Origin of the sequence: Streptomyces sp. NPDC058697 (assembly GCF_042715345.1) — a bacterium.
GTDB classification, from domain to species: domain Bacteria; phylum Actinomycetota; class Actinomycetes; order Streptomycetales; family Streptomycetaceae; genus Streptomyces; species Streptomyces liliifuscus.
In genome coordinates this window covers 283,572-297,682 of sequence record NZ_JBHXSU010000008.1, presented here as the reverse complement: position 1 = coordinate 297,682, position 14,111 = coordinate 283,572, and the positions used below count along the sequence as shown (strand labels likewise).

Genomic DNA, 14,111 nt, shown 5'->3' with positions numbered 1-14,111 from the left:
CCCGGGGAGCGCGCGACGACAGGGCCTCCCCCTCACGGACCTCGCCACAGTGACCAGGGTGTTGACCCGCCGCGATGCCGACGCTTACGTTTCCGCGAGGAGTGAAAGCGCTTGCTGCCATCGATGGCGATCTCATGGCCACCGAGGAGGCAGGCGTCCGCCAGAACCGCTGTCACGTCCGATGGAGTGCTGATCACGTCCATGCGTACCTCACGCGACGCCACCACCAGCAAGACGACCGAGCACGAGGACATCGAGCACCCGAGCAACCAGTACGAGAGCACCGAGCGCGAGAGCCGGCCGGCCGTTCCGCTGGACGGCCGCCGGATCAAGGCCGCCGTCATCGGCACCGGAGCCATCGCCTCCGGCAGCCATCTGCCCGCGCTCGCCGCGCTTGCCGCCGAGGGCGAGGTGGAGATCGTCGCCGCGGTCGACATCGACGCCGACGCGGTGAAGCGCTTCTGCGCGGACGGCGGTGTTCCGCACGGCTACACCGACCTCGACCGGATGCTGGCGGAACAGCGCCCGGACCTCGTCTCCATCTGCACCCCGCCGACCCTCCACCGCGACCAGACCGTCGCCGCCCTGCGCGCCGGCGCCTGGGTGTGGTGCGAGAAGCCGCCCGTGCCGACCCTCGCCGACTTCGACGCCGTGGAGGCGGAGGAGGGGACCGAGGGCGGTCCGTACGCCTCCATCGTCTTCCAGCACCGGTTCGGCTCGGGCGCCCGGCACGTACGGCGTCTGATCGCCGACGGGGCCATGGGGCGGCCCCTCGTGGCGCACTGCCAGACCACCTGGTACCGCAACGCCGCTTACTACGCCGTGCCCTGGCGCGGAAAGTGGGAGACCGAGGGCGGCGGGCCCGCCATGGGACACGGCATCCACCAGATGGACCTGCTGCTCGATCTGCTCGGGCCGTGGAGCGAGGTGCGGGCCATGGCCGGGCGGCTGGTGCACGACGTGCAGACGGAGGACGTCTCGACCGCGCTCGTACGCTTCGAGAGCGGCGCGCTCGCGACCGTGGTCAACAGCGTGCTCAGCCCGGACGAGGTCAGCCGGATCCGCATCGACTGCGAGCACGCGACGGTCGAACTCACCCACCTCTATGGGCACAGCAACGACAACTGGCGCATCACCCCGGCACCGGACGCGCCACTCGAGGACGTGGCGGCCTGGCAGAACTTCGGCGCCGACGTGCCGAGCTCGCACCTTGCCCAGCTGCGTGACCTGGTCGCGAGCATGCGCGCGGGCGAGCGGCCGCGCAGCAGCGGCGCCGACGGGCGCACCAGCCTGGAGCTGATCACCGCGCTCTACAAGTCGGCGTTCACGGACGTCACCGTCCGCGCAGGCGAGATCGGGCCCGGCGACCCCTACTACACCGCCCTGCACGGCGGCGCGCCCGGCTGGGCACCCACGACGCACGAGGAGGCATCGGCATGACCGCACACGACGGCCTGCGCATCGTCCACGCCCACGGCGACCGCATCACGATCACCGAACCCACCACCGGCGTCGACCTGTTGAGCTATGTGTACGGCCCCGAGGCGGCCTGGGAGGCCCCGAAGCCGTATCTGCACCCGCTCAGGACGCTCGCGGGCAACGTTGTCACGGACTACCGGCCCAACGACCACCGCTGGCACAAGGGTCTGCAGATGACCGCCTCGCATCTGTCGGGGGCGAACCTGTGGGGCGGCAACACATACGTTCACGGAGAGGGGTATCTCGAACTCCCTGAGCGTGTCGGGTCGATGACACACGTCAAGTTTGACGAGGTGCGCGCCGACAGCGACCGCGTGGTCATCGCCGAGCGGCTCACCTGGCATCCGTACGACGGCTCGCTCTGGGCGGACGAGGAGCGCCGCGTCGAGGTGCACGACGTGGACCCGGTGTCCGGATCCTGGGCGCTGACCTTCTCGACCTCCGTCACCAACCGCCGCGACGAGCCCCTGCGGTTCGGCAGTCCCACGACGGCGGGGCGGGAGATGGCCGGCTACACGGGCCTGTTCTGGCGCGGCCCGCGCGGCTTCCGGGACGGCCGGATCATCGGGCCCGACGGCGAGGGTCCCGACCTGATGGGCGAGCAGGCGCCCTGGCTCGCGTACTCGGCGGAGCACGACGTCGCCGACGGGTACGCCACGCTGGTCTTCGCGCACGCCCCCGAGAACGACCACACGGGTGAGGGCGGCACACACCCGGCCCACTGGTTCGTACGCAACGAACCGTTCGCGGCGGTCGCCCCCTCCTTCGCCTTCTTCGACGAGCTGGAACTCGCGCCGGGCGAGACCCTCACCCGTCGTTACCGCGTCGTCGTCGCCGACGGTGCCTGGGAGCGCGAGGAGATCGCAAAGTACCTGGCGGTGCACCCGTGGTGAGCGCGGCCGAGGGCTTCGCCGGACTCCCCGGGGGCGTCGCCGTCTCGCATCTGTCGGTCTACGACTGGCCCGCCGACGACGGGGTGTGCGGCGGAACTCCCCATCTGCACCTGACCTGTTCGGAGGCGTACGTCGTCACCGGCGGGCGGGGCGCGGTGCAGACCCTGACCACGTCCGGGTACGAGGTCACGCCGCTCGCGCCCGGCACGGTCGCCTGGTTCACGCCCGGCACGATCCACCGGCTGGTCAACGAGGACGAACTGCGCATCACCGTCCTCATGCAGAACAGCGGGCTTCCGGAGGCCGGGGACGCGGTGCTCACCCTGCCGCCGAAGTACCTGACCGACCCGGAGACGTACGCCGCCGCGACCGTCATTCCGGCGGACGCGCCCGAGGAGGAGAAGGAGCGGTTCGCCCGCGCCCGGCGGGACCTCGCCCTGGAGGGCTACCGGGCGCTGCGCGGGGCGGACGGGCCCGAGCCGCTCGCCGCGTTCCAGCGGGCCGCCGCCGAGCTCGTACGCCCCCGGCTCGCCGAGTGGCGCGAGCGGTGGCGGCGGGGTGCCGAGGCGGCGGCCGCGGTGACCGGGGAACAGCTCGACCGGCTGGAGCGGGGGGACGTGTCCCACCTCGCCGACGCCGTCGTGCGGGCCGAACAGCCTTCCGCGTACGGGAAGTTCGGGATGTGCGGGCGGCTCGACGTGTACCGGGGGGCGTAGCACCGGTTCCGGCGGGGCACGTGAGTGGCGGTGTTCGGGCTACGCCGCCGCGGGGCCCGTCGCCGTCCAGCCCGGGGCCTGCGGGTGGGCCGTCAGGTCGTCGTGCCGGACCGCCTCGCCGCACTCGGCGCAGGTGACGACCGGGACCAGTTCGTGGCCGCCCGCGTGTCCGGGGCCGCCGACGTGTTCGAGCACCATGGGGCGATCGCCGTCGTTGAGATGGCGGTCGCCCCACGCCATGAGCGTGAGGAGCACGGGCTCCAGCTCCAGACCGGCCCGTGTGGGCCGGTACTCGAAGCGCGGCGGCTTCCCGCTGTACGCGACCTTCTCCAGCACTCCGGCGTCCACCAGCCGCTTCAGGCGGCTCGTCAGCACGTCGCGCGGGGCGCCGATGTTGCGGACCAGCTGGTCGAACCGCGTGGCGCCCAGGGTCACCTCGCGCAGGACGAGCAGGGAGTACTTCTCGCCGACGAGCGCGAGGGTGTCGGCGATCGAGCAGGGGCGGGCGTCCTTCATGCGAACCAGTCTATGGGGGTGGGTTGGTTCTTCCAACCCACTGGGTTACCGTGGAGTCACATGGTGGGTTTGGAAAGCAAACCCTATGACTTCGAGGGGCCGGACCATGCGTGACGCAGTCATCGTCGAAGCCGTACGAACCCCGATAGGCAGGGGCAGGCCGAACGGTTCGCTCGCCCACGTCCATCCCGTGGAACTCCTCGCCCACACCCTCCGTACGCTCGTCGAGCGCTCCGGCGTCGATCCCGTGCTGATCGACGACGTGATCGGCGGGACGGTCGACCAGGTCGGCGAGCAGGCCATGAACACCACGCGGTACGCGGTCCTCTCGGCGGGCTTCCCCGAGTCGGTGCCCGCGACGACGGTCGACCGCCAGTGCGGCTCCTCCCAGCAGGCGGTGCACTTCGCGGCGCAGGGCGTCATCTCGGGGGCGTACGACCTGGTCGTGGCCTGTGGCGTGGAGTCCATGAGCCGTGTGCCGATGTGGTCGAACGTGCCGGCGGGCAAGGACCCCTTCGGGCCCGGAGTCGCCGAGCGGTACCCCGAAGGGCTGATTCCGCAGGGGATCAGTGCCGAGCTGATCGCGGCCAAGTGGTCGCTCTCGCGCGAGGAGATGGACGCCTTCGCGGTGGAGTCGCACCGGAAGGCCGCCGAAGCGTGGGAGAGCGGGCTGTTCGCCGACGAGGTCGCGCCTCTCGACGGCGTGACGCGGGACGAGTGCGTCCGGCCCGGCAGCAGCACGGAGGTCCTGGCCGGTCTGAAGCCCGCCTACTACGACCCGGCTTTCGGTGAGCGCTTCCCGCAGATCGACTGGAACGTCACCGCGGGCAACGCCAGCCCCGTCAACGACGGCGCCTCCGCCGTGCTCATCACCTCCAGCGAGACCGCTGCCCGGCTGGGGCTGCGGCCCCTGGCCCGCCTGCACAGCTTCGCCGTCACCGGATCCGACCCGCTGCTGATGCTCACCGGTGTCGTTCCCGCCACGGAGAAGGTGCTCCGCAGGGCCTCGCTCACCCTCGACGACATCGACCTCTTCGAGGTCAACGAGGCCTTCTCCAGTGTCGTCCTCGCCTGGCGGCAGGAGACGGGCGCCGACCTCTCCAAGGTCAACGTCCACGGCGGCGCGATCGCCATCGGCCACCCGCTCGGCGCGAGCGGCACACGGCTCACGACCACGCTCGTGCACGCGATGCGGGCACGCGGCGCCCGCTACGCACTCCAGACGATGTGCGAGGCGGGCGGCCTGGCGAACGCGATGGTGTTGGAGGGGCTGCAGGCAGGTACGTAGGCGCGCGCGGTTGCGGACATCCCCCGGGCAGCCCCTCAGGGGAGACCCCAAGGAGCAGACCTCAAGGGGCCGATTCAGCGGTCCCGGAAGTGGTGGCGTTTGCGCCAGGCGACGATCGCTCCCGCGAGGGCGGGGAGGGCGATGAAGGCCATGGCGATCAGGAAGGCGGGGGACGTCGGGGCCGAGGCACGGGCTCCGGCGACCACGTACGCCGCGGTGTTGGGGATCGAGCCGAGGCCCGTGGCGAGGAGGAAGGGGAACCAGCCCATGCGGGAGACGGACGCGCAGTAGTTCGCGGCCCAGAAAGGCACTCCCGGGAAGAGCCGCGCCGCCATCATCGAGCGGAAGCCATGGCGGCTGAGCTGGCCGTCCGCCGCCAGCAGCCACCGGCCGCGGAGCAGGGGCCGCAGCGCGTCCTGCCCGAGTATCCGGCCGAGTCCGAAGGCGATCCCGGCCCCGAGCACCGTACCGGCGAGCGAGGCGCCGAGCCCGAGCTGCGAGCCGAACAGGGCGCCTGCCGCCAGATTGAGGAGCGGCCGGGGCACGAACGCGACCGTGCACAGCCCGTACGCCACGGCGAAGACCACGGAGGCAGCCGCGCCGTTCAGCTGCGGCGGCCAGCCGTCGGCCAGCAGCTTCTGGGGCTCGAACAGCAGCACCGTCGCGCCCGCCGACACCAGCAGCGACACCAGCAGCGAGAGCCGGGACCACGGAGAGAGCAGTGCTCTCGTGCAGCGGGCCGCCAGACCTCTCGGCGCGGTGGCGAACTCGGTGGTGAACTCGGTGGGGACGAGTTCCGTTGCGGGGACCGGGGGAACGGCCGTGGCGGTGCCCCCAGAGCGGGTGGTGGCATCGAGCATCCGGTGACACTAACTGACCAATGTGTGTGATCGCCGTATGGTTCGTCTCATGGGCGTCACAGCTTCCGGAACGTCAGATGGCCACTTGGAGCTGCCGCGCAGCGCCCTCGCGGACACCGTGCTGGAGCGGCTCACCGTCACCTACGCCGCGGCGGCCGATCCGCGGCGGGCCGGCGAGATGCGCGCGTACATGAAGGACATCGCTCCTTTCCTGGGCCTGACCACGCCCGATCGCCGCGCGCTCTCCCGCGGTGTCCTCGACGGAACCCCCCGTCCGGACGAGGCCGACTGCACGGCGGTGGCGCTGCGCTGCTGGCGGCTGCCGGAGCGCGAGTACCAGTACTTCGCCGTCGACTATCTGCGCCGGCATGTGAGGCGTCTCTCGTCCGGCTTCCTTCCCGTGGCACGCCATCTCGTGTCCACGGTCCCTTGGTGGGACACCGTCGACGCACTCGCCGCCCATGTCGTCGGAGGCCTCGTGGCGGCCGACCCGAAGCTGAAGTCCGACATGGACAGCTGGATCGAGGACGACGACCTGTGGGTCGCCCGGACAGCCCTCCTCCACCAGCTCCGCTTCAAGGACGCCACCGACACCGAACGCCTCTTCGGGTACTGCGTCCGCCAGTCCGCGCACCCCGACTTCTTCATCCGTAAAGCGATCGGCTGGTGTCTGCGCGAGTACGCCAAGACGGATCCGCAGGCGGTACGGGACTTCGTCGCAGGCGAGCGGGACCGGCTCTCACCGCTGTCCGTGCGTGAGGCGCTCAAGAACGTCGGCCCCTGACACACCGGATCGCCGGCCCTTGACGCACCCGGTCATCGGCACCTCGCACACCGGAACATCTGCACCTCACGCACCAGCGGAAACACCCGGCTCACCGCGGGCCACGGCCGCGAAAAACCATTCGACGCGGTCATGCGCGTCGGCGATGATCTCCTCATGTTCCGGTACGCCTTCCACCTCGCAGCATCCGCAGTCGCGGACGCGCCGAAGGCTGCCGTCCTGATCAACTTGGCCGCCGCAGACGGCGCCCGAAGCTGACCCTTCCCGGATCGTCCGGCGGACCCCGCAGGGGGAGGGTCGGCAAGTCCTTGGGGTCCCTGTCCCGGCCGTTCTGACGCCGGGGCCATCACTCAGCTCCGCTGACACCGAAGAGGCTTCGAGGTACTGCCATGCCCAAGACGGCTTACGTGCGCACCAAACCGCATCTGAACATCGGCACCATGGGTCATGTCGACCACGGCAAGACCACCCTGACCGCCGCCATCACCAAGGTCCTCGCCGAGCGCGGCTCCGGCACGTTCGTTCCCTTCGACCGGATCGACCGCGCCCCGGAGGAGGCCGCGCGCGGCATCACCATCAACATCGCGCACGTCGAGTACGAGACCGACACCCGGCACTACGCGCACGTGGACATGCCGGGCCACGCCGACTACGTCAAGAACATGGTCACCGGGGCCGCGCAGCTCGACGGGGCGATCCTCGTCGTCTCCGCGCTCGACGGGATCATGCCGCAGACCGCCGAACACGTGCTGCTCGCCCGGCAGGTGGGCGTGAACCACATCGTGGTGGCGCTCAACAAGGCCGACGCGGGCGACGAGGAGCTCACCGACCTCGTCGAGCTGGAGGTCCGCGAGCTGCTCTCCGCGCACGGCTACGGGGGCGACTCCGTACCGGTCGTACGGGTCTCCGGACTCAGGGCGCTGGAGGGCGACCCCCGGTGGACCGAGGCGATCGGCGCGCTGCTCGACGCCGTGGACACGTATGTGCCCATGCCCGAGCGGTACTTGGACGCCCCGTTCCTGTTGCCGGTGGAGAACGTGCTCACCATCACCGGCCGGGGCACGGTCGTCACGGGCGCCGTCGAGCGCGGCACCATTCGCGTGGGCGACCGTGTCGAAGTGCTCGGCGCCGCCGTGGACACCGTCGTCACCGGCCTGGAGACCTTCGGCAAGCCCATGGACGAGGCGCAGGCCGGCGACAACGTGGCGCTGCTGCTGCGCGGCGTGCCACGTGACGCGGTGCGCCGCGGACACATCGTCGCGGCGCCCGACAGCGTCGTACCGAGTCGTCGCTTCTCCGCGCAGGTGTACGTCCTGTCGGCGCGCGAGGGCGGTCGTACGACACCGGTGTCCACCGGCTACCGGCCGCAGTTCTACATCCGCACCGCGGACGTCGTCGGCGATGTCGACCTCGGCGAGCGGGCGGTCGCGCGGCCCGGCGACACCGTCACCATGACGGTCGAGCTGGGACGCGAGGTGCCGCTGGAGCCGGGGCTCGGCTTCGCGATCCGCGAGGGCGGCCGCACGGTCGGCGCCGGGACGGTGACGGCTGTGGGCTGACTCCGGCGCGGATGGTGTGAGTGCCCGCCTCTCGCTCTGCACGGGAGGCGGGCACTCGCGTGTCCGCGGGCACCGGCAAGCTGCCGAAACGTGGGTGCGCCCGCGCCCGGCGGCGGCCGAGGATGGGGACCATGACGACCCAGCAGCCCCGCCGAAGAGCCGAGATTTTCGCCGTCGACGAGGCGGAGGACCTTCGTTTCAGCACCTCCGCCACCGCCGACGAACGCACACTCCTCGTCGACATCCTGGGCGCCCAGCGGGTGACACTGGAGATGAAGTGCGCTGGTCTGACAGGTGAGTTGGCCCGTCGGTCCGTCGAACCCTCCACGCTCTCGCTGCTCGGCATCGTCCGGCATCTCGCCGACATGGAGCGCCGCTGGTTCCGGCGGGCGCTGGCCCGGCAGGACGCGCCGGCGCTCTTCTCCTCGGAGGCGTGCCCGGACGACGATTTCGACGGCGCGTCCGCCGACCCCGCCGTGATCGCCGAGGCCTGGCGGGCCTGGCGCGCCGAAGTGGCCTTCTCCGACGGCTTCGTCGCCGAAGCGCCCGATCTGGACCTGGCGGGCGAGGACCCCTGGCGCGGGCCGGTGTCGCTGCGCTGGGTCCTCATCCACATGATCGAGGAGTACGCCCGCCACAACGGCCACGCCGACCTGCTCCGCGAGCGCGTCGACGGAGCGATCGGCGTGTGAGGCGGCGACGCGGGGCGATGGGCAGGGCGATGGGCAGGGCGAGTGGCACGGGGCGGGGATCGGCCGGAGCCCGGCCCGGCCGTGCCCGTACGGGCACAATGGACCCGTGGACGAGCCGATACCCGTGACGCGAGCCGTGGATCACGGGACCGCCAAGCTGATGCCGGACGTCGACCGGCAGCGGGCGTGGCTCCTGACGGTCGACGGGGCACCCCAGTCGTACGTGGATCTCGACGCGCCGACGCACCTGGAGTTCGAGTACGCGCGACGCCTCGGGCACGTCCTGGACACCCTCGCGGAACCGGGGCGGCCACTGGACGTGCTGCACCTCGGCGGGGGCGCGCTCACCCTGCCCCGGTATCTCGCGGCGACCCGGCCGGGGTCCCGGCAGGACGTGGTCGAGGCCGACAGCGGGCTGCTCGACCTCGTCGTCGAGCATCTGCCCGTCCCCGCCGACGCGGGCATCACGGTGCACGGCGCGGACGCCCGCGCCTGGCTCGAAGCCGCGCCCGCCGACTCCGCCGACGTCCTGATCGCCGACGTCTTCGGCGGTTCGCGGGTCCCCGCGCACCTGACCTCGGTGGCGTACGCCCGTGAGACCGAGCGGGTCCTGCGCGCAGACGGCGTGTACCTGGCCAACCTCGCCGACGCCACGCCCTTCGCCTTTCTGCGCTCCCAACTGGCCACGTTCTCCACGGTCTTCGACGAGCTGGCGCTGATCGCCGAGCCGGGCGTGCTGCGCGGCCGCCGCTTCGGCAACGCGGTGCTCGTCGCCTCGCACCACCCGCTCGACACCCCCGCCCTCACTCGCCGTACGGCCGCCGACGCCTTTCCGGCCCGGGTCGAGTGCGGAGACACACTGCGGGTCTTCGTGGGCGACGCACGGCCCGTACGGGACGAGGACGCGGTGCCGTCGCCCGAGCCGCCCGACGGGGCGTTCAGCATCGGCTGAGGACTGATCCGGATCGGCTGAGGACCTTGCCGGTACGCGCGCGGCGGTCGGCCTCGGCTCAGCCTTCGGAGTGCGCCGGCTCGCTCCTGGCCGGTACTCCCTGGGCCACTTCCTTCGTACGCCGCGTCAGATTCCGCACGTCGGGAACGCACAGCACAGCCGCCGTCACCACCACGACCAGGACCGCGCACCCCCACAGGGACGCCGAACGCCCGAACGCGGACTCCGCCGGGCCCGCGAGCGCCGTGGCGAGCGGCACCATGGCGATCGAGCCGAACCAGTCGTACGCCGAGACGCGGGAGAACTTGTCCTCGGGGATCTCCTGGTGGAGCGCGGTCATCCACGAGACGCCGAAGACCTCGATCGCGGCGCCGGTCACGAACATCACCGCGCACAGGGGGCCCACCGGGAACGGGACGGCGAGCGCGGCCGAGGGGAGGGCGAGCGGGAAGACGCAGAGGGTGCCCGCGAGGAGGAGTCTGCGGGGCTTCCAGCGCATCATCAGGAGTGCGCCGCCGACGGTGCCCGCGCCGAACGCGGCGAGGGCCAGGCCCCACGGTGCCGCGCCGCCGAGACTGTCCCGGGCGACGAGGGGGCCGTACACCGCCTCGGCGGCACCGACGACGGCCACCACGACGGAGAACTGGGCGACGATCGACCACAGCCAGGGCCGGCCGATGACCTCCCGCCAGCCGTCGCGGAGGTCGGCGAGCATTCCGCCACCGGGTGCGCGGGACGGTATGTGGCTCACGTCGAGGAAGGCGCGCAGGGCTCCCGCGACCGCGAACGCCAGCGCGTCCACGGCGAGTACCCAGCCGGGGCCGACCACGGCGACCATGGCACCGCCCAGCGCGGCGCCGCCGAGGCCGGCGCCGTGCATCGCGAGGCGGAACAGCGCGAAGGCACGGCCGGCCTGCTTGCCGCTGACGGAGGAGAGCAGCATGCCCTCGGCGGCCGGGCTGAAGAACGCGTGACCCGTGCCGCCGAGCGCGGTCAGCAGCATCATCTGCCAGAGCTGCGGTTCGCCGGCGATGACGAGTGCCGCGAAGGCCGCCTGGGAGAGGCAGTTGAGGGTGTTGGCCGCGACCATCACGCGGTGCCGGGGGAGCCGGTCCGCGACCGCGCCGCCGATCAGCAGGAAGAGCACCAGCGGGAGGGTGCGGGCCGCCGCCACCAGACCCACGTCGCCGCCGTCGCCGCCCTCGTCCAGGACGGCGAACGCCGCCGCGATCAACGCTCCTTGGCTGCCAAGGTTCGTCACCACCGCGGCGGCGGTCAGCAGGGTGTAGTTGCGGCCCGCCCAGGAAGGGCGGCGCAGGCGGGCGGGGGAGTCTCTGGCGGGGTTCACCCGGCGACTATCCCCGCCGCGGGACCGGCTTGCCAAACGACTTATCGGCCTCTTCCTGCCGCCTGTTCAGCCTGTTCAGCCTGTTCTGCCGACTCGTCCCGCTCAGTCTGTGCCGCCCGCTCAGGCCGTTCCGCCCGCGTCGGCTGTCGCGCGTCGGACGTCACGTGTCCGTGGGCGCGGCCTCGGTGAGGCGTACGGTGCTCAGGATCTTCTGGACGGTCGCCTCGGGGATCTCGTCGCCGACACCCTTGGCGCCGTAGAGGTTCCAGGTGACGAAGTCGCCCGCGCCGTTCTTGAACGCGAAGGTGATGGCCTTGCCCTCGCTGTCGCACTTGCCGTTCTGCGGCGTGTTCTTCGAGTACGCGGTGGCGATGCTGCCCTGGAGGCCCGACTTCGTGGTGTACGCCTTCGCCTTGTCGAACTTCACGCTCTTCTTGTCCGGCTGCGTGTAGCCGCCGAAGATCCACCACGGGACACGGGTCTCGGCCGCCTCGGCCGAGTCCTTGGCGCCGTTCTCGCCGCGCGTTCCGGCGGTGGCCAGCGCGGTGTCCTCGGCGCGGCCGTCCTTGTCGCTGTCCGTGGTGCACCACTTGGACTTCAGGTAGGCGGGGGCGGTGACCGTGGTGCGGTCGGTCTTGCCCTTCTCCTCCCACTCGAAGCCCACGCTCGTGTCGGTGCTCTCGATCTCCCAGTCGGAGGGCACGTCGAACATCGTGCCGAAGCGGGGGTTGATGACGACCTTCCAGCCCGCGATGGTCGCCTTCTCGCCGTCGGTGCCGCGCGGGTTGTCCTCGCCGGTGGACGGGGAGGCGCTCGGGTCCTTCGACGCGCTCGCCGAGGGTGACTGCTTGGTCTTGCCGCCCTTGTCGCCGTCGGCCTCGTCGTCCTTGTCGCCGCCCAGGACCAGGAAGCCCGTCACACCCGCCGCGACCACGACGGCCGTGGCCGCCACGATGGCGACGAGTTTCGTCCTGTTCCCGTCACCGCCGCCGCCCTGCGGCGGCTGAGGGGTCTGCGGCACACCGGGCGCACTCCAGCCGGGCTGCCCCGGTTGCGTGTACGGGTTCGGCGTCTGGGGTCCGGTCTGCTGGAATCCGGGTTGCTGATACGGATTCGGCTGCTGGTACCCCGGCTGCTGGTACGGGTTCTGGTTCGGGTCCTGCGGGTTCTGCTCGCCCCCGGGCGGCTGGTTTCCTGGCCACATGGGCAGTAACCCTAGTGCCGCCCCGGACACGGTTGGGTCACCGCCCTTCGTCAGGGACGTACCGGATCCGGGTTCAGATGGGTCCTTATGGAGACGTACCGTACGAACGAAGCCCCTGCGGCATTCTCGAACGCGAACATCCGTGCCCCGCGGGCGAGTTCCCCGGTGTTCGCGGCGATCACTTTTCGCCACTGGTCACGGCTGGCTACTCGCGGGTAACGTGCCCGCCATGAGCGCAGACCAGATGTCGATCGGCGAGATGCTCGCCGCCACGGTTCCGATGGTGCGGACCCTGAAGCTGGAGTATCTCGAGACCACTCCGGAGAAGGCCGTCCTCTCGCTGCCCGACCAGAGCGAGTACCACAACCATGTGGGCGGGCCGCATGCCGGCGCGATGTTCACGCTGGGGGAGTCGGCGAGCGGCGCGGTCGTGCTGGCCGCGTTCGGGGACCAGCTCGCGCGGGCCGTGCCGCTGCCCGTGACCGCCGAGATCGCGTTCAAGAAGCTGGCCAGGGGGCCTGTCACGGCCACCGCCACACTGGGGCGCTCCATCGAGGACGTCGTCGCGGAACTCGACGCCGGGGAGCGGCCGGAGTTCCCCGTGGCCGTCGCCATCCAGCGCGAGGACGGTGCCGTGACGGGCGAGATGACGGTCATCTGGACCCTGCGGCCCAACGGCTGAGGTAACTGCCCGGGCGTCCTCGTCCCTAACCGCCGGGTCCGTAACCGCCGGGAGGGTGGACCCGTCGTGCGGGGCCACCCTCCAGAGTGTTTCCTCGTCAGGTCAGCTGTAGAAGGCCGGCCGCTCGACGAGTTCGACCTCGATGCGGCCGCCCTCGTTCTGGGCGCGGACGCCCGCCTCGCAGACCGCGGCCGTGGCGTAGCCGTCCCAGGCGCTGGGCCCGGTGACCTCGCCGCGGCGGGTGGCGTCGACCCAGGCCTGCACCTGGCGGTCGTACGCGTCCTCGAAGCGCTCCACGAAGTCCTGGGCGATGGTGCCGCCCCAGCGGCCCGCCTGGTTGGTGACCAGGGCGTGGCCGTCACCGATGCGGGCCGTGCCGCGTTCGCAGACCACCTCGGCCTGCACCTGGTACCCGAAGCCGCAGTTGACGTTGATCTCGACGTCCACGATCGCGCCGCCGGCGGTCTCGAACACGACGAACTGCGGATCCTGCAGGCCCTCCGGGGCGTTGCCGGACGGCGTCGGCTTCAGCACGGTGACCGCGGTGATCTCCTGGCCGAGCAGCCAGCGCGTGATGTCCATCTCGTGCACGACGGAGTCGTTGATGAGCATCTCGCTGGTGAAGCCGGGCGGGGTCGCCACGTTGCGGTGCCGGTTGTGCAGCATCAGAGGCCGGCCCAACTGCCCGGTGTTCAGCAGCGCCTTGAGCTTCGCGTACTCGGTGTCGTACCGGCGCATGAAGCCCACCTGCACCAGGCGGTGCCCGACCTTCTGCTCGGCCTCCAGGACCCGCAGAGCCGAGGCCGAGCCCGGGGTGAGCGGCTTCTCGCACAGGACGGGCAGGTCGTGCTCGAAGGCCGTGAGCAGCGCCGCCTCGTGGGCGGGGCCGGGGGAGGCGATCAGTACGGCGTCGACGCCGTCCGAGGCCATCGCGGCGGCCGCGTCGGTGTGGGCCGTGCAGCCCTCGATACCGTCGGCGATCCGCTTGACCCGTTCCGCGTCGACGTCCACGACCGCGGCGACGCGTGCCCCGTTGGTGACTTGGTCGAGACGCCGCACATGATCGGCGCCCATCTTTCCGGTGCCGATGACGGCCACGCCGAGCGTTCCACGCTGAGCCATGGTCGGTTGATCCCTT

At 71.4% G+C, this 14,111-nt stretch carries 14 protein-coding genes; 9 read left to right on the top strand and 5 right to left on the bottom strand.

Going from position 1 to position 14,111, the window contains the following annotated elements:
• The first annotated feature begins 186 nt into the window (after positions 1 to 186).
• From ACFWXQ_RS21780 to ACFWXQ_RS21770, 3 genes are read left to right on the top strand one after another with little or no spacing between them, the layout of a single operon-like run.
• Entirely contained in the window at positions 187 to 1,440 is a 1,254-nt protein-coding gene (locus ACFWXQ_RS21780) for a Gfo/Idh/MocA family protein (protein WP_383941234.1), read from the top strand.
• Positions 1,437 to 2,372, top strand: coding sequence for a PmoA family protein (locus ACFWXQ_RS21775; RefSeq protein ID WP_383941237.1), 936 nt, complete (start codon positions 1,437 to 1,439; stop codon positions 2,370 to 2,372). The genes ACFWXQ_RS21780 and ACFWXQ_RS21775 overlap by 4 nt, the downstream gene beginning before the upstream one ends.
• Positions 2,369 to 3,088 (top strand): cupin domain-containing protein, encoded by a 720-nt coding sequence (locus ACFWXQ_RS21770; protein WP_383941239.1) that lies wholly within the window; start codon positions 2,369 to 2,371, stop codon positions 3,086 to 3,088. Before ACFWXQ_RS21775 ends, ACFWXQ_RS21770 begins: the two co-directional genes overlap by 4 nt.
• A gap of 39 nt (positions 3,089 to 3,127) precedes the next feature.
• Here the strand turns inward: ACFWXQ_RS21770 and ACFWXQ_RS21765 are convergent, their stop codons facing one another.
• Entirely contained in the window at positions 3,128 to 3,604 is a 477-nt protein-coding gene (locus ACFWXQ_RS21765; protein ID WP_383941241.1) for a winged helix-turn-helix transcriptional regulator, read from the bottom strand.
• Positions 3,605 to 3,710: 106 nt separating this feature from the next.
• On the opposite strand from ACFWXQ_RS21765, the gene ACFWXQ_RS21760 reads away from it, so the two are divergent.
• Complete coding sequence (locus ACFWXQ_RS21760) at positions 3,711 to 4,892, top strand: thiolase family protein (protein ID WP_383941244.1); 1,182 nt, start codon at positions 3,711 to 3,713, stop codon at positions 4,890 to 4,892.
• Positions 4,893 to 4,966: 74 nt separating this feature from the next.
• Here the strand turns inward: ACFWXQ_RS21760 and ACFWXQ_RS21755 are convergent, their stop codons facing one another.
• Positions 4,967 to 5,752: a TVP38/TMEM64 family protein gene (locus tag ACFWXQ_RS21755; protein WP_383941247.1), complete on the bottom strand. Its 786-nt coding sequence runs from the start codon at positions 5,750 to 5,752 to the stop codon at positions 4,967 to 4,969.
• 49 nt (positions 5,753 to 5,801) lie between these two features.
• Between ACFWXQ_RS21755 and ACFWXQ_RS21750 the strand changes: the two genes are divergently transcribed.
• From ACFWXQ_RS21750 to ACFWXQ_RS21735, 4 genes are all read left to right on the top strand, one after another.
• Positions 5,802 to 6,536 carry a DNA alkylation repair protein gene (locus ACFWXQ_RS21750; protein ID WP_383941250.1) on the top strand — a complete coding sequence of 245 codons (735 nt, stop codon included), beginning with the start codon at positions 5,802 to 5,804 and terminating at the stop codon, positions 6,534 to 6,536.
• A 389-nt stretch (positions 6,537 to 6,925) separates the two neighbouring features.
• Positions 6,926 to 8,095, top strand: a complete 1,170-nt coding sequence (gene tuf / locus ACFWXQ_RS21745; RefSeq protein ID WP_383941253.1) for an elongation factor Tu — start codon at positions 6,926 to 6,928, stop codon at positions 8,093 to 8,095.
• Between the two features lie 131 nt (positions 8,096 to 8,226).
• The gene (locus ACFWXQ_RS21740; RefSeq protein WP_383941255.1) at positions 8,227 to 8,787 is read left to right on the top strand and encodes a DinB family protein; all 561 of its coding nucleotides are present in this window, start codon (positions 8,227 to 8,229) and stop codon (positions 8,785 to 8,787) included.
• Positions 8,788 to 8,893: 106 nt separating this feature from the next.
• On the top strand, positions 8,894 to 9,739 hold the full coding sequence (locus ACFWXQ_RS21735) for a spermidine synthase (RefSeq protein WP_383941258.1): 846 nt from the start codon (positions 8,894 to 8,896) through the stop codon (positions 9,737 to 9,739).
• A 58-nt stretch (positions 9,740 to 9,797) separates the two neighbouring features.
• On the opposite strand, the gene ACFWXQ_RS21730 is transcribed toward ACFWXQ_RS21735, so the two are convergent.
• Together ACFWXQ_RS21730 and ACFWXQ_RS21725 are read right to left on the bottom strand one after the other, a co-directional pair.
• Positions 9,798 to 11,087, bottom strand: a complete 1,290-nt coding sequence (locus ACFWXQ_RS21730) for an MFS transporter (protein ID WP_383941261.1) — start codon at positions 11,085 to 11,087, stop codon at positions 9,798 to 9,800.
• A 160-nt stretch (positions 11,088 to 11,247) separates the two neighbouring features.
• Entirely contained in the window at positions 11,248 to 12,291 is a 1,044-nt protein-coding gene (locus ACFWXQ_RS21725) for a hypothetical protein (RefSeq protein ID WP_383941264.1), read from the bottom strand.
• Positions 12,292 to 12,535: 244 nt separating this feature from the next.
• Here ACFWXQ_RS21725 and ACFWXQ_RS21720 point away from each other — a divergent pair, with 244 nt between their 5' ends.
• Positions 12,536 to 12,973 carry a DUF4442 domain-containing protein gene (locus tag ACFWXQ_RS21720; protein ID WP_383941278.1) on the top strand — a complete coding sequence of 146 codons (438 nt, stop codon included), beginning with the start codon at positions 12,536 to 12,538 and terminating at the stop codon, positions 12,971 to 12,973.
• Positions 12,974 to 13,075: 102 nt separating this feature from the next.
• Here the strand turns inward: ACFWXQ_RS21720 and ACFWXQ_RS21715 are convergent, their stop codons facing one another.
• On the bottom strand, positions 13,076 to 14,095 hold the full coding sequence (locus ACFWXQ_RS21715) for a Gfo/Idh/MocA family protein (protein WP_383941266.1): 1,020 nt from the start codon (positions 14,093 to 14,095) through the stop codon (positions 13,076 to 13,078).
• Positions 14,096 to 14,111 lie beyond the last annotated feature (16 nt).

What these genes read in the sequence shown, in the direction of transcription:
- ACFWXQ_RS21775 (WP_383941237.1), top strand. Translation starts at nt 1,437, where the DNA reads ATGACCGCACACGACGGCCTGCGCATCGTCCACGCCCACGGCGACCGC.
- ACFWXQ_RS21765 (WP_383941241.1), bottom strand. Translation starts at nt 3,604, where the DNA reads ATGAAGGACGCCCGCCCCTGCTCGATCGCCGACACCCTCGCGCTCGTC.
- ACFWXQ_RS21760 (WP_383941244.1), top strand. Translation starts at nt 3,711, where the DNA reads ATGCGTGACGCAGTCATCGTCGAAGCCGTACGAACCCCGATAGGCAGG.
- ACFWXQ_RS21755 (WP_383941247.1), bottom strand. Translation starts at nt 5,752, where the DNA reads ATGCTCGATGCCACCACCCGCTCTGGGGGCACCGCCACGGCCGTTCCC.
- ACFWXQ_RS21750 (WP_383941250.1), top strand. Translation starts at nt 5,802, where the DNA reads ATGGGCGTCACAGCTTCCGGAACGTCAGATGGCCACTTGGAGCTGCCG.
- tuf (WP_383941253.1), top strand. Translation starts at nt 6,926, where the DNA reads ATGCCCAAGACGGCTTACGTGCGCACCAAACCGCATCTGAACATCGGC.
- ACFWXQ_RS21740 (WP_383941255.1), top strand. Translation starts at nt 8,227, where the DNA reads ATGACGACCCAGCAGCCCCGCCGAAGAGCCGAGATTTTCGCCGTCGAC.
- ACFWXQ_RS21725 (WP_383941264.1), bottom strand. Translation starts at nt 12,291, where the DNA reads ATGTGGCCAGGAAACCAGCCGCCCGGGGGCGAGCAGAACCCGCAGGAC.
- ACFWXQ_RS21720 (WP_383941278.1), top strand. Translation starts at nt 12,536, where the DNA reads ATGTCGATCGGCGAGATGCTCGCCGCCACGGTTCCGATGGTGCGGACC.
- ACFWXQ_RS21715 (WP_383941266.1), bottom strand. Translation starts at nt 14,095, where the DNA reads ATGGCTCAGCGTGGAACGCTCGGCGTGGCCGTCATCGGCACCGGAAAG.